Source organism: Sphingobium sp. RAC03 (assembly GCF_001713415.1).
Lineage (GTDB): Bacteria > Pseudomonadota > Alphaproteobacteria > Sphingomonadales > Sphingomonadaceae > Sphingobium.
In genome coordinates this window covers 2621407-2635125 of sequence record NZ_CP016456.1, presented here as the reverse complement: position 1 = coordinate 2635125, position 13719 = coordinate 2621407, and the positions used below count along the sequence as shown (strand labels likewise).

Below are 13719 nucleotides of genomic sequence, written 5' to 3'. Positions count from 1 at the left end.
GAGTAGAGCCAAATTCGCGTCTGTCAAAAACACAGGCGGCCCTTGCGTCATGGCGGTGGCCGGGCCATTTGTCGCGGCGATGTTCAATGATCTTTCCTCCCCGCTCGCCCTGCTCCAGACCCGCCGGTCGGGCAAACCCCGCGACCTGATCGCGCCCGGTCCCGATGACGCGCAATTGCGACAGATATTGGAGGTGGCGCTGCGCACGCCCGATCATGGCAAGTTGGCACCATGGCGATTCGTGGTGGTGCCTGCGGCGCGGCGGGCGGCGTTCGCCGACCTGCTGGAAAGCGCCTATCGCGCCGAGAAACCCGATGCCGGGCGGCTGGAGATCGAGGCGATGCATCAGTTTGCGCATCAGGCCCCGACTCTGGTGGTCGCCTTGTCAGCGCCGGTCGCGGGCAGCAAGATTCCGGTGTGGGAACAGCAATTGTCGGTGGGCGCGGCGATCATGAACCTGCTGCACGCCACCCATGCGCTGGGCTTTGCCGGTGGCTGGCTGACGGGGTGGCCGACCTACAATGAAGAAGTGCGCGCGGCCTTTGCGCAGGGGGACGAGACGATTGCGGGCTTCGTCTTCATCGGCACGCTGGGCAAGCCGCAGGAAGAGCGCCCCCGGCCAGATTATGACGCCATCGTATCGGTTTGGGACCGATAATTGCCGCTTTAACCATGATTCGCGCAATGGTCTGACTTGACCCGCATGGCTGTATTATGGCAGTGATGCACCCATGGCCGACGACTCAAAACCCGTCTATCTCCGCCTGCGTGAGATCATTGCCGCTTCCATATTGGACGGAGACTATAGCGATGGCGACCTGTTGCCATCGGTGCGCGCCTTTGCCGCGACGCAGGGGGCCAATCCGCTGACCGTGGCGAAAGCCTATCAGAGCTTTCAGGATGACGGGCTGGTCGTCGTGCGGCGCGGGGTCGGTATGTTCGTCGCCGATGGCGCGACCCGGCGGCTGCGCATAGCAGAGCGGGCGCATTTTCTGGAGACGGTATGGCCGCCGGTGGCGGCGCAGATAAGGCGGCTGGGGATACGGATGGACGATCTGGACTTGCAGAAGGCCTGAGATGTTCGGCGGCGGACCTGCCCTGTTATTGAGCTGTATCATCCCGTTCGTTTCGAGCGAAGTCGAGAAACGCCCACGCAGCATTTCTCGACTTCGCTCGAAACGAACGGGTCTTGGCTAGAGTATGATGACTTTAAGTCGAATCACTCCGTTCGCCCTGAGTAGGGGTTGAGCTTGTCGAAGCCCCGTATCGAAGGGTCGGCTGCGCTGTATATCCTTCGATACGCCATTTCGACTTCGCTCAATGGCTACTCAGGACGAACGGGTCTAAGTAAAGTCATCACGCTCTAAAGTGCCGCCAGCGCGTCGACGGCATCCTGGCGGCGTGCAAAATTCCTGACCGAGACCGCCCGGCCCAGCGCCAGCTTGGCGTCATTCTTGCGCCCGGCAGCGGCATAGGCCCGGCCCAGATGCAGGTTGAGCAGGGGATGGCCGGGCGCGCGGGCGACGGCCTTTTCCAGCAGATCGACCGCAGCCGGGCCTTTTTCACCCGTCTCCAGCAACGTCCAGCCATAGATGTCGGCGATCATCGGGTTGGCGGGCATCAGGCGATAGGCGTGGGCGGCATAGGCGCGCGCCGCCGCTCGATCCCCGGTTTCGACGGCGGCGCGGGCTAAGTCCGCCATTAGCAGCGCATCATTGTCGCCCAGTTGCGTGCGCATAGCCTGCAGCATCCGCAACGCGCCGCGCCAGTCGCCCGCCTCCATCGCGACGGCGGCGGCGATGCGGCGCATGGCGCTGTCGGTCGGATTCTGGGTCAGGAAGAGTTGCACGATCTGCGCGCCGCGGGCAGGATCACCAGCGCGGTTCCATGCCGCGACGAGGCGCAGCGCGACGGCGCGATCAAAGCGGATATTGGCGGCGCTTTCATAGGCGCGGGCTGCCTCCCCCGCCCGTCCGGCCGCGCCCAGCGTATCGCCCAATATGATCCAGGCATCGGGCGCGCCCGGATTGGCGCGGCTGAGCATTTGGGCGCGATCGACCGCCGCATCGGTGCGGTTGGTGCTGAGCAGGGCGCGGATATAGGGGATATTGTCGCGCGCCGTGGCGGCATTGGCAGGCGGCGGGCCATCGGCCAGTTGTGCGTCGCGTGGTCCAGCGAACGGATCGGCGGCCGCACGCACCGGCCAGGCGGCGCGGGCGAGCATGTCGGCGGTCATGTCGCGATTGCCCAACGCCTCCTGCACGCGCGCCGCTAGGGTCAGCACATAGGGGTCGGCATCCCGCTGGGCGACGATCGGGGCCAGCGTCGTGGCGGCCGATGGCATGTCGCCGCCCATCTGATAGGCGCGGGCCAGCAGGGTGCGGGCCGTGCGGTTGTCAGGCTGCATCGCGACCAGCGGCGCGAGCGTGTCGGCGGCGAGGACGGCGTTGCCATCCTGCATATGCAGGACGCCGCGCAGCAACATTGTGGCGGGTTCGCCATCGAGCCGCCCCTGCGTCCGCGCCAGCAGCGACCGGGCGAGATCGGCTTTCCCAGCGCGGGCGGCCATGATCGATTGCATCATCCAGGCGCGCGCATTGTCGGGTTCGAGCGCGAGAATGCGGCGGGTGAGGCCGAGCATCGCGCCGGCTTCCCCCGCGTCGGCGAGCGTCGCGGCATAGGATTCGAGCGTCGGCACCGATTCGGGGTTCGCGGCCAGCGCGCGTTCGAACCAGGGGCGCGAGGCGGTGAGGCCATATTGGCCGCGCGTCAGTTCAGCGCGGAGGGTCAGCGCCTTGGCATTGGAGGGGGCCAAGCTCACTGCGCGGTCGGCCGCGCCGATCGCGCCTGCCTGATCGCCGGTTGCGAGGCGCAGACGGCCAAGATCGACCCAGCTTTCGATGTCATTGGGCGCCGTCGCGAGGGTACGGGCCAGTTCCGCCTGCGCCGCGCGCATGTCGCCCTTTGCCATGGCGGCGCGTGCAGCGATCCGCGCAGCGGCGAGGCTATGCGCGGCGGGGACATCGGGCGCGCGGGATTCGCGCAAGGCAGCATCGACGTCGCCCTGCAATAACAGCGCGTGTGCCATCACGTCGCGGGTTTCGGCGGGTGGTCCGCCCAGTTTTCGCGCGCGTTCGACTTCTGCCTGCGCGCCTGCGCCGTCACCCAGTTCGGCCAGCGCCCGCGCCTGCGCCTGCCGCGCGACGACCGAGCGGGGATTGCCCCTGATTGCGTTCATCAATTCGACGCGCGCGGTGCGGGCATCGCCCTTGTCGAGTGCGGTGAGGCCACGGGCCAGCGCGGCGCTGCCATCGCGTTCATGCGCGCGCCATTGCCACAGGCCCGCCACCCCTAAGAACAGCAATATTATTCCGACGATCAGGGCGATGCGGGTGCGGCTCATGGATTATCCCTGCATCTGATATTGTTTGAGAAGATCGTACAGCGTGGGGCGACTGATGCCCAAAATCTTGGCCGCGCCGGAAATATTGCCATCGGTGCGGGCGATCGCGCGGCGGATCGCGCGGCGATCGGCCATTTCGCGCGCCGCTTTCAGGTTCACCAGTTCGCCGCCTTCGGCCCGCTCCTCGTCCAGGTCGAGATCGGCGGCGGTCACCAATTTGCCATCGGCCATGATGACCGCGCGCTTCATGCGGTTTTCCAGTTCGCGCACATTGCCGGGCCAGGGCCAGGCGTCGAGCGCGGCGAGCGCATCGGGGGCGAGGCCCTTGACCGCCGGATTCATCTCGGCGGCGAAGCGGGTGAGGAAATGGCGGGCGAGCAGCGCCGGATCGCCCGCCCGATCCTTGAGCGCCGGGATGCGGATGACGATTTCGGCGAGGCGATAATAGAGATCCTCGCGGAAACTGCCCGCGCCGATCATGGCATCGAGATCCTGATGGGTGGCGCAGACGATGCGGGTATCGACGGCAATGGGCGTGCGCCCGCCGATGCGTTCGATCACCCGCTCCTGCAGGAAGCGGAGCAGCTTGACCTGGAGCGCGAGCGGGATGTCGCCGACTTCGTCCAGGAACAAAGTGCCGCCCTGTGCCTGCTCGATCTTGCCAAGCGTCGTCTTGATGGCGCCGGTAAACGCGCCTTTTTCATGGCCGAACAGTTCGGATTCCAGCAGCGTTTCGGGGATGGCGGCACAGTTGATCGCCACGAACGCGCCATGACGGCGCGGGCTGGCATCGTGCAGACCCTGGGCCAGCAATTCCTTGCCGGTGCCGCTTGCGCCGAGCAACAGCACTGACACTTGCGCGCTGGCCACACGCTCGATCATGCGGGCAACCTTCATCATTTCGGGCGCGCCGGTCAGCACCCGACCCAGCACCCGGCCATCGGCCGGTGCGGTTTCGGCGAGGCGCGCATTTTCCTGTTCCAGCGCATGGACGTGGAAGGCGCGGCGGACGATGAGGCCGAGTTCATCGATATCGACCGGCTTTTGATAGAAGTCGTAGGCCCCGCCCGAAATCGCGTCGAGCGCGCTTTCGCGGGCACCATGGCCGGACGCGACGATGACCTTGGTATCCGGTTTGATCCGCAAGATGTCGGCGAGCGTGGCGAAACCTTCACTGGTGCCGTCCGGGTCTGGTGGCAAGCCAAGGTCGAGCGTCACGACATCGGGCGCATGGGCGCGCAGCAGTTCGATCGCCTCCTCCCGATCGCCCGCGATGAAGAGTTGATAATCCTCATAGGACCAGCGCAATTGCCGCTGCAGGCCCGGATCATCCTCGACGATCAGCAATTTGGGGCGGGTGTCGCTCATCAGGCGGCCTTTTCCTGTGTGTGGGGGGCCCGTGGCAGGCGCAGGGTGAAGCGGCTGCCGACGCCGGGGCGGCTGTCGACGTCGATCCGGCCGCCCATGGCCTGCGCCAGGGCGCGGGCTTCGAACGCGCCGATCCCGAAACCGCCCGCCTTGCTGGACGAAAAGGGCTTGAACAGTTCGCGGCGGACATATTCAGCGCTCATGCCTCTTCCCTGGTCGATGATCTCGACCAGTATCTCGCTGGCATCGGCGGACAGGCGCAGTTCGACCGGCGCGTCGGGGGCGCTGGCGTCGATGGCATTTTGCAGCAGATGGGTGACGATCAATTCGACCCGCGCCGGGTCGGCTAGCGCGTCGGGGGCTTCCCCGCTGACCCGTATCGGATGCTGCCGCGCGCGCGTGGCGGCTGCGTGGTCGAGCAGGCCGCGCAGCGCGAACGGGCGCGGATCTTCGGCGCGGCCCTTATTATGCTGTGACAGGCGGGCGAGCAGGTCGTTCATCTTGCCGACCGATTCCTGCAGCGTCAGGATCATGTCGGCGCGAAATTCCGGGTTGTCGGCATGACGTTCGGCATTGCGGGCCAGCAGGGACAACTGGCTCACCAGATTCTTGATGTCGTGGATGATGAAAGCGAAACGGCGGTTGAATTCGTCGAAGCGGGCGGCGTCGTCGAGCGCCTGCTGCCCCTGCGCCTCGCTGATATAGGTTGCGACCTGCCGCCCGGCGGCGCGCAGCATGTCGAAATCCTCCCAGTCGAGCCGCCGGTCGATCGGCGGACGGGCAAGCAGGATCGCGCCAGTCAGACGGTTGAAATGGATGAGCGGCACCAGCGCCCAGAGGCGCGCGTCCTGCATCATCCAGTCGGGCAGCGGCAAGGCGGCGTCGGCGGCGCGGCGCTTGCCCAAGTCTATGATCCAGCTGCTTTGTTCCAGCCGGGCGACGATAGCGGGCGACAGGGATGCGCCTTCGGGCAGGTCATCGCCCCAGTTCCAGTCGGTTTCGAGCATCAACCCGCCCTGATCGTCACGCAACAGCAGCAGCGCGGCGGGCGAATCAGTGATGTCGGCAATCGCCTTGGCCACGCGCTCGCCCAACGGAGCGGGGTTTTCGCCGGGGCGGCCGATCGTTTCGCCAAAGCGCATCCATTCGGTGCGATAGTCGTAACGATGCTGAAAGAAATGCTTGGCGACCTGCACTTTCCACAGCGCGCGCAGGCGTGGCGATGGCAGCAGCACCAGCGCGGTGACGGCGGTGAAGAAGACCGCGGCAATCTCCACCACCCGCGCATAGGGCCCGGCGATCAACTCGATCAGAACGGCGGTGGCGGTCAGAAGGATGACGTAGAGCGCGACGGCGAAGATCGAGAGCGACTGGAAAGTCAGCGTGCGCGAGAGCGTGAGCCGCTCCGCCATCCCCTTGCGCAGGCCGATGGCGATCACCGGTGCCAGCAGGGCCATCAGAAGGCCACGCAACGCGAAAAGCTCGCTGGCGCGGCCGGGCACAAGATAGCCGATCGCATAGAGCATCAGGTCGTAGGCCCACATCGCCGCCAGCGCGCCGAACAATAGGGTCACGCCGCCCCGCTCGCGCGAGGGCCATGCGGCATAGAGATGATGGAGCAGCAACAGGCTGCCGATCGCGGTCATCATGCGCAGGATCAGCGACACGGTGACCAGCGCGCCATGCAGATCCGGGTCGAGGGCAAGTTCGTACCATGCGAGATCCGTAAAGGTCTGGAGCAGGATCAGCCCCGCAACGGCGACATAGACGGCAACGATCCCCCCGGCCTTCCCGCCCCGACCGACCGGGCCGCGCCGCAGCATGACGAACATCGTCATCAGCCATGCGGCGTTACGCATATTTTCGCCAAGGCCGGACAAAGGTTTGGCAACGCCACCGAACGACACATAGAGCGCCCAGGATGAGGTGAGCAGCATTGCCACCGACAGCATCCGCATTTCCGCCGCGTCGTTGCGGCGACGAAACAGGAAGATGCCCAGCGCCGCGAACAGCACCGCCGCCAGGGCATGGCCCCAGTTGCCGACAAATTGGAGCAATAGGCCCATCGCCCGCCGCCCTTAGCGCGCGCCGTCGGGCCAGAGGATGACCCGCACCGTCTGGATCAGGATCAACAGGTCGAGGAAAGGCGTGTAATTCTTGGCGTAATAGAGATCATATTCGAGCTTATGGCGGCTATCCTCGATCGACGCGCCATAGGGATAGTTGATCTGCGCCCAACCGGTGATGCCGGGCTTTACCATGTGCCGTTCGGCATAATAGCGTAGATGCTGTTCCAGATCCTCGACGAACTGGCGCCGTTCGGGGCGTGGACCGACGAAGCTCATTTCGCCCTTGAGGACGGTCCAGGTCTGGGGCAGTTCGTCGATGCGCAGCTTGCGCAGCCAATAGCCAAGGCGGGTGATGCGCGGGTCATCCTTTTCCGCCCAGACCGCCTTGCCCGCGACTTCGGCGTCCTGGCGCATGGTGCGTAGTTTGACGATCCAGAATTCCTGGCCGAACAGGCCGACCCGTTCCTGGCGGTAAAAGGCCGGCCCCTTGCTGTCGAGCTTCACCAGTAACGCAGCGAGCAGGATGATCGGGCCGGTCAGCAGCAGCAACAGGGAGCTGGCAATGATGTCGAACAGGCGCTTGGCAATGCTGGAAAGGCGGCGACCGGCCGAAAAGCCGTCGGAGAAGATCAGCCAGCTGGGATTGACGCTATCGAGATCGACGCGGCCGGTTTCCCGTTCCAGAAAGGTCGACAGGTCGTTGACATGGACACCCGTGGTCTTGATGCGCAGCAGGTCGGACATGGGGATGGCGTTGCGCCGTTCCTCCAGCGCCAGCACCACTTCGCTGGCGTTTAACCGGACGACGAAATCGGACATGTTGAAGATGGCGCTGCGGTTGATGGCTTCCTGCACGACCTGCGGCCCGTCATTCATGGCGATATAGCCGACGACGAGAAAGCCCGCCCCCCGTTTCTTTTCGAGTTCGCGGATACGATCGGCCCGGTTGCCCGCGCCCAGAACGACCAGCCGCCGCTTGAACGCTTCGCCGCCCAGCATCGAGCCGAGTAGCAGGCGAACGACGATCAGCAGCGCCATGGCGAGGCCCATGGCGTAGAGCGAATTGGAGCGCCACAAGGTCATGCCCGGCATGAGGAAATAAAGGACGGAAAGGAAGATCACCCCCAGCGACACGGCAACCAGCAACCGCGCAAAGGCAAAGCGGATCGATTGGAGCGCTTCGGTGCCATAGACGCCGACGGCGATCATCGCGGTCTGGACGGCAAAGGCGAAGCTGAGCAGCGGTCCCATGCGGGTCATGACATGGTCGATATCCATGCCGATTTGCCGCGCGCGCAATATCCAGCCGCCCTCCGCCGCACAGAGCAGCAGGACGAAATCAAACAGCCCAAGCAGCAGCACAGCGTGCGGCACATAATGTTTGAACAGCCTGATCATGCGTCGCGCCCATTTCCCCAGTCGCCACAAGCGATACTGACAAGGTCGGGAAAAGCCTTACAACCAGCTGTAAGGAAATCCGACAGTGGCGGCACCCTGCCGGAAAATGGCAAAGATTTCCTGAATCCCGCGCAATATCGAGGAATGGATCAGATTATTAGCGGAGCCTGTCGGCGGCGTTGCGGGCCGCCTCCTCCATCACCCGCGCGGCGTCATCGACGGACTGGGCCGCGCCAGTGACGGCGTCGGCCCGCCTGTCGTTGCGGCGATGTTCGGTGAGGTAGAAGAAACCGATGGCCAGGATGAGGGCAATCGCCACCAGTGCGAATATAACCCCGCCCGCGCGTGGACGCTTGTCCGCGTCCTCCACGAAGGGCTTTACAGGCTGGTTGGGGTCGATACGCACACTCATCTCCTTTGGTAAAAGGACAACGGGTGGCACCATGCTATCGTTCCAGATCAGTCCTCTACGGACTGACCACTCCGCCCCCGGCTGAGACGATCGACATCCTCCATGATCTCATCGAGCACGGCGGTATCGGTCGTTTCCTGGCTGCGTCGCGAGGGTAGATCGCCGCTTTCCATGAGCAGTTCCAGCGCAGCGCGCCCACGGGCGACTCGACTCTTGATCGTGCCGACGGCGACGCCGCAAATCTCGGCGGCTTCTTCATAAGCGAAGCCACCTGCGCCCACCAGGATCAGCGCTTCGCGCTGCGGTTGAGGCAATTGCAGCAAGGCGCGTTGCATGTCGCTAAGTTCGACATGCTTGTCCTGGCTGGCCGGTGCCGCAAGGATGCGGTCGGCCGTCAGGTCGTCCCATTCGCCGCGAAAGCGCGACCGGCGCATCTGCGAGAGATAATGGTTGCGCAGGATGATGAAGGTCCAGGCGCGCATGTTCGTGCCGGCCTGAAACCGGGCGCGTGCCGCCCATGCCTTGAGCAGGGTTTCCTGCACCAGATCATCCGCGACATCACGGTTGCCCGACAAGGAACGGCCGAAAGCACGGAGATGCGGGATGACCGCGGCCAGTTCACGCTTGAAATCCGAATCCGAAAGCGCAGCGCGCTCCTCGATCGGCTCTACGTCCTCATCCATGGAAACAACCCCCATATTGGCTGTCGCCCTCGCCGCAGGAACCGACGTCGTCAAAGCCATAAATGCGCCTATACCCTAATCAGAATTTTGCCAAAGGCCAGCCGGTTCAAAACTCGGCGTTCAGAGCCAAAGAACAGCCAACATGGCGATGACCGCCAGGCCGAGAGAAATACCAAGCACATAGCGCACAACATGCTCGCTGGAGCCGCCGCGCGCCTCTTCGGTCGTGATATGCTCTTCTTTGTCTGTCATAAATTCTCTCCCCGATCGTTACGCATGACTAACGCAACGACCGGCGGGGAGTTCCAAACGACCTGGATATAAGCGTAAAGATCAGACCGGCGCGGTCGCTTGATCGAAGAACAACGCCTGCGAAATGGCGGCCTTCACGGTCGAGCGCTGGAACGGCTTGGTGATGAGGAAGGTCGGCTCTGGCCGTTCCCCCGTCAGCAATCGTTCGGGGAAGGCGGTGATGAAGATCACGGGCACCGCGAACTCGGCGAGGATGTCCTTGACCGCATCGATACCGCTGCTGTCGTCGGCCAACTGAATGTCGGCAAGCACCAGTCCCGGCCGATCGGCGAGCGCTTCGCGCACCGCGTCTTCGGCTGTCACGGCGATGGCGGTCACGTCATGACCCAGATCACGGACGATGGTTTCGATGTCCATCGCGATGATCGGCTCGTCTTCGATGATCAGCACCTTGGCACGGGTCTGCGCCTCGATCTCGCTCAACGCTTCTTCGACCAGGCCTTCGACATCTGTGCTGTCCATATCGATCAGATAGGCGACATCATCGACCGTGAAGCCTTCCAGCGCGGTCAGCAGCAAGGCCTGGCGCGGCAGGGGCGTCAGGCGGGCAAGGCGCGCCTGGGCAATGGCTTCCCGATCGCCATCGACGGTCAGCGGCACGTCTTCCAGATGGGACGACGACCAGATGGCATGAAAGGTACGATAGAGGCCAAGACGCGGATCGACGTCAGACGGAAACTCCTCCGGCGCGGCAACGATCGCTTCGAGCGCAGCGCGAACATAGGCGTCGCCATGCGTCTGGCTGCCGGTCAGTGCGCGCGCATAGCGACGCAGAAACGGAAGATGGGGGTGTAGTTGCTGTCCAAGCGACATCGTCAATTCGTCTCCCTGCCCATGTGCGGGCCTGTTGTATCCGACACGGGGAAGGATATGCGAAAGGATGGAATGTCGATGCCCATATGGCAACCCCCCACCCTTCGATGCCCCCCGAAACCGGTAGCGTTAAAAAAACGCTCGCTTGGCCGGAACCAACGAAGGGGGAATTTGTTTCGCAGTCACATGGTTTTTTCGGCAAGGGTACGATTATCGTGGCTTTAATGCGGAACGACGAATTGACGCGCCGCAAGATTCCCGCAAATACGGACTGGCTGGCGTGACAGAGATTGCTTCAGAGGGGCAGATTTTGGTTTCTTCTACCACGGAACATAGTTCGACTGCAGCGGACGGGAAGGAAAGCGCAAAGATAGCCGCTTCCGCTCGCAAGAGCCGGGCCGCGACCCCCATGGATGAAGGCCATGTGTCGCAAGTCCTGCGCAATGTGTATCAGCGCGCCGTCGATGAGGATATTCCCGCCGAGATGCTGGACCTGTTAAGCAAACTGGACTGAGTAGCAGATGATCCGGGGCAGCCTTCCTCCGGCAGCCCGATCGCTGACGGAACCCATTTTTCGACTTTTCCGTTCAACCGGCGTCAAGATGTTCCTCATCCTGACGCTGGCTTTATTGCCATTGGGGCTGATCGCCCTGATCGCCTCCCTGCAGGCGATACGCACCGCTGATCTGGAAAAAGAAGCGTTGCTGCGGATCGCGGTGACGCAGAGTGCGCGCAAGCTGACCGCCGACCTCCAGTCCGATCGCACCGCGCTGCAGCTCACGGTCGATAGTCTCGCGTCCAACAGCGCCGACCGCGCCATCTGCAACCGGCTTTCGCTGTTTCTGGCCGCCAATGACGCCGAGGGCGGCCAATTTTATATCTACGACAGCGCAGGCCGTCGCCTGTGCAACTCCAGCGAACGCGAGCCCGCGTCGATGACGCCGACGGCGCGTTTCGATGGTCCCGCGACCGAGTTGCTGGCCGATGCCCCCTATCTGGTCAGCCGTGTGCCCAGCGCGAATAAGCGCATCACCGCGTTGATCTATTATTCGCGCACCCATCTCGAAAGCGTCGCCGATCCGGCGACGGCGCTGCAGAACCGCAAATTGACGTTGCGCCAGGGCGATCGCCGATTGGCGATCAGCCATGTCCGCAAGGATCCGCCGGGCGGCAAAAGAAGCAGCCTGTCTGCGCGGCTCGACCCCTATGACGTGGAATTGACGATGACGGTGCGGGAGCCGCCCGCGACGATCGCCCGCATGTTGTCGTTGTTCCTGCCCTTGGTCATGTGGTTCGCGGCGGCGGCGATCGGCTGGTTCGTGGTCAATCGCGTGCTGATCCGGCCGCTGGTGATCTTGCGGCGCGCGGTGGCGGCCTATCAGCCGGGCGAAGTGCTGGAGCCATTGCAGCGGATGCGGACGCCAGCGCAGGAAATCGTCGCGCTGGGCGAGACGTTCCGCGAAATCAGCGAGGATGTGGCGACCCATGAGGCCGAGATGGCCGAGGGGTTGGAAACGCAGCGCAAGCTGACGCGCGAAGTCCATCATCGGGTCAAGAATAACCTTCAGATCATTGCCAGCCTCATCAACCTTCACGCCCGGTCGGCGCATGAACCCGAAGCGGTCGAAGCCTATGCCTCGATCCAGCGGCGCGTCGATGCCCTGTCGGTGGTGCATCGCAATCATTTTGCCGAGCTGGAGGAAAATCGCGGGGTCGGCATTCGTCCGTTGATCAGCGAATTGTCGGCCAGCCTGCGCGGCACGGCACCCGCCGCCGCGCGACGCTTTGCCATTCAGATCGATAGCGACAATCTGCATATCAGCCAGGATGTGGCCGTGCCGATCGCCTTCCTGCTGACCGAACTGGTCGAACTGGCGATGATGCTAGATCCGCAAGGGACGATGCGGATTTCCGCGCATGTGTTGCCGGAGCAGGCCAATCGGGCGCTGCTGAGTGTCGTGTCGTCGGGCCTGCGGGCGTCGGAAGACATGACGGTTCACCTGTCCGAACGCTATGGCCGGGTGCTGACCGGCCTGTCGCGCCAGTTGCGCGCGGCGCTGGACCATGATGGCGAGGCGGGTAGCTATGCCATCGCGATCACGGTCATTCCTTAGACGGCACGCGCTGATAGTCGCGGCGGAAGGCGGCGGTGAAGGCCGCGAACGCACCGACGGCGATCGCATCGCGCATCCCCTGCATCAACGCCTGATAGAAATGGATGTTATGCTGGGTCATCAGCATCGCGCCCAGCATTTCGCCCGCCTTGACGAGATGATGGAGATAGGCGCGGCTCCAGGTCGTGCAAACGGGGCAAGCGCAGCGCGGATCGAGTGGTCCCTGATCTTCGGCAAAACGGGCATTGCGGATGTTGAGCGGCCCGGCCCAGGTGAAGGCCTGGCCATTGCGGCCAGACCGGGTCGGTAGCACGCAATCGAACATGTCGATGCCGCGCTCCACCGCGCCGACAATATCGTCGGGCTTGCCCACGCCCATCAGGTATCGGGGCTTGTCGGCGGGCAGCATGTCGGGTGCGAAGTCGAGCGTGGCGAACATCGCCTGCTGCCCCTCCCCCACGGCAAGCCCCCCCACGGCATAGCCATCGAAGCCGATGTCGATCAGCTGCTGCGCCGACTCCCGCCGCAGCCCTTCGTCGAGCGATCCCTGCTGAATGCCGAACAGCGCCGCGCGGTCGGCATGGTCGCCACCTGCGTCGAAACCGTCGCGCGAGCGTTTGGCCCAGCGCATCGAGCGCTCCATGGACTTGGTCGCCTCCTCATGGGTGCAACCATTTTTGGTACATTCGTCAAAGGCCATGACGATATCGCTGTCGAGCAGGCGCTGGATCTCCATCGATCGCTCCGGCGTCAGCATATGCTTGGACCCGTCGATATGGCTGGAGAAAGCGACGCCCTGCTCGCTCATCTTGGTCAGCGCCGACAGGCTCATCACCTGATAGCCGCCGCTATCGGTCAGGATCGGCCGGTCCCAGCCCATGAAACCATGCAGCCCGCCCAGCCGCGCCATACGCTCGGCACCGGGGCGCAGCATGAGATGATAGGTATTGCCCAGGATGATGTCGGCACCCGCGGCGCGCACTTCGGCCGGGCGCATCGCCTTCACCGTGGCGGCGGTGCCGACCGGCATGAAGGCGGGCGTGCGGATCTCGCCCCGGCGCATACTGATTGCGCCGGTACGGGCCTTGCCGTCGGTGGCGGCGATGGAAAAGGAGAAGCGGGGCTGGGTCATCTGCGCGCTCTAGGA

The 13719-nt window shown here is 64.0% G+C and carries 13 protein-coding genes; 4 read left to right on the top strand and 9 right to left on the bottom strand.

Annotation, left to right across the window (positions count from 1 at the left end; translation table 11 throughout):
- The first annotated feature begins 79 nt into the window (after positions 1-79).
- The gene (locus BSY17_RS17305; RefSeq protein ID WP_069067054.1) at positions 80-658 is read left to right on the top strand and encodes a nitroreductase family protein; all 579 of its coding nucleotides are present in this window, start codon (positions 80-82) and stop codon (positions 656-658) included.
- A gap of 73 nt (positions 659-731) precedes the next feature.
- Complete coding sequence (locus tag BSY17_RS17300) at positions 732-1076, top strand: GntR family transcriptional regulator (protein ID WP_069066382.1); 345 nt, start codon at positions 732-734, stop codon at positions 1074-1076.
- A 287-nt stretch (positions 1077-1363) separates the two neighbouring features.
- Here the strand turns inward: BSY17_RS17300 and BSY17_RS17295 are convergent, their stop codons facing one another.
- From BSY17_RS17295 to BSY17_RS17265, 8 genes are all read right to left on the bottom strand, one after another.
- Positions 1364-3403, bottom strand: coding sequence for a tetratricopeptide repeat protein (locus BSY17_RS17295; protein ID WP_069066381.1), 2040 nt, complete (start codon positions 3401-3403; stop codon positions 1364-1366).
- 3 nt (positions 3404-3406) lie between these two features.
- The gene (gene prsR, locus BSY17_RS17290; protein ID WP_069066380.1) at positions 3407-4771 is read right to left on the bottom strand and encodes a PEP-CTERM-box response regulator transcription factor; all 1365 of its coding nucleotides are present in this window, start codon (positions 4769-4771) and stop codon (positions 3407-3409) included.
- Positions 4771-6837, bottom strand: a complete 2067-nt coding sequence (gene prsK / locus BSY17_RS17285) for an XrtA/PEP-CTERM system histidine kinase PrsK (RefSeq protein ID WP_069066379.1) — start codon at positions 6835-6837, stop codon at positions 4771-4773. The genes prsR and prsK overlap by 1 nt, the downstream gene beginning before the upstream one ends.
- 12 nt (positions 6838-6849) lie before the next feature.
- On the bottom strand, positions 6850-8238 hold the full coding sequence (locus BSY17_RS17280; protein ID WP_069066378.1) for a TIGR03013 family XrtA/PEP-CTERM system glycosyltransferase: 1389 nt from the start codon (positions 8236-8238) through the stop codon (positions 6850-6852).
- A gap of 157 nt (positions 8239-8395) precedes the next feature.
- Positions 8396-8638, bottom strand: a complete 243-nt coding sequence (locus tag BSY17_RS17275; protein ID WP_443019536.1) for a hypothetical protein — start codon at positions 8636-8638, stop codon at positions 8396-8398.
- Positions 8639-8697: 59 nt separating this feature from the next.
- Positions 8698-9333 (bottom strand): sigma-70 family RNA polymerase sigma factor, encoded by a 636-nt coding sequence (locus BSY17_RS17270; protein WP_069066376.1) that lies wholly within the window; start codon positions 9331-9333, stop codon positions 8698-8700.
- Positions 9334-9453: 120 nt separating this feature from the next.
- Positions 9454-9585 carry a hypothetical protein gene (locus BSY17_RS22065; RefSeq protein WP_257785045.1) on the bottom strand — a complete coding sequence of 44 codons (132 nt, stop codon included), beginning with the start codon at positions 9583-9585 and terminating at the stop codon, positions 9454-9456.
- Positions 9586-9666: 81 nt separating this feature from the next.
- Complete coding sequence (locus BSY17_RS17265; RefSeq protein ID WP_069066375.1) at positions 9667-10458, bottom strand: response regulator; 792 nt, start codon at positions 10456-10458, stop codon at positions 9667-9669.
- 145 nt (positions 10459-10603) lie between these two features.
- Between BSY17_RS17265 and BSY17_RS21955 the strand changes: the two genes are divergently transcribed.
- Positions 10604-10972, top strand: coding sequence for a NepR family anti-sigma factor (locus BSY17_RS21955; RefSeq protein ID WP_150125809.1), 369 nt, complete (start codon positions 10604-10606; stop codon positions 10970-10972).
- Positions 10973-11060: 88 nt separating this feature from the next.
- Entirely contained in the window at positions 11061-12572 is a 1512-nt protein-coding gene (locus BSY17_RS17255) for a sensor histidine kinase (RefSeq protein ID WP_069066373.1), read from the top strand.
- Here the strand turns inward: BSY17_RS17255 and tgt are convergent.
- Complete coding sequence (gene tgt / locus BSY17_RS17250) at positions 12562-13704, bottom strand: tRNA guanosine(34) transglycosylase Tgt (protein WP_069066372.1); 1143 nt, start codon at positions 13702-13704, stop codon at positions 12562-12564. The genes BSY17_RS17255 and tgt overlap by 11 nt on opposite strands.
- Positions 13705-13719: the final 15 nt, after the last annotated feature.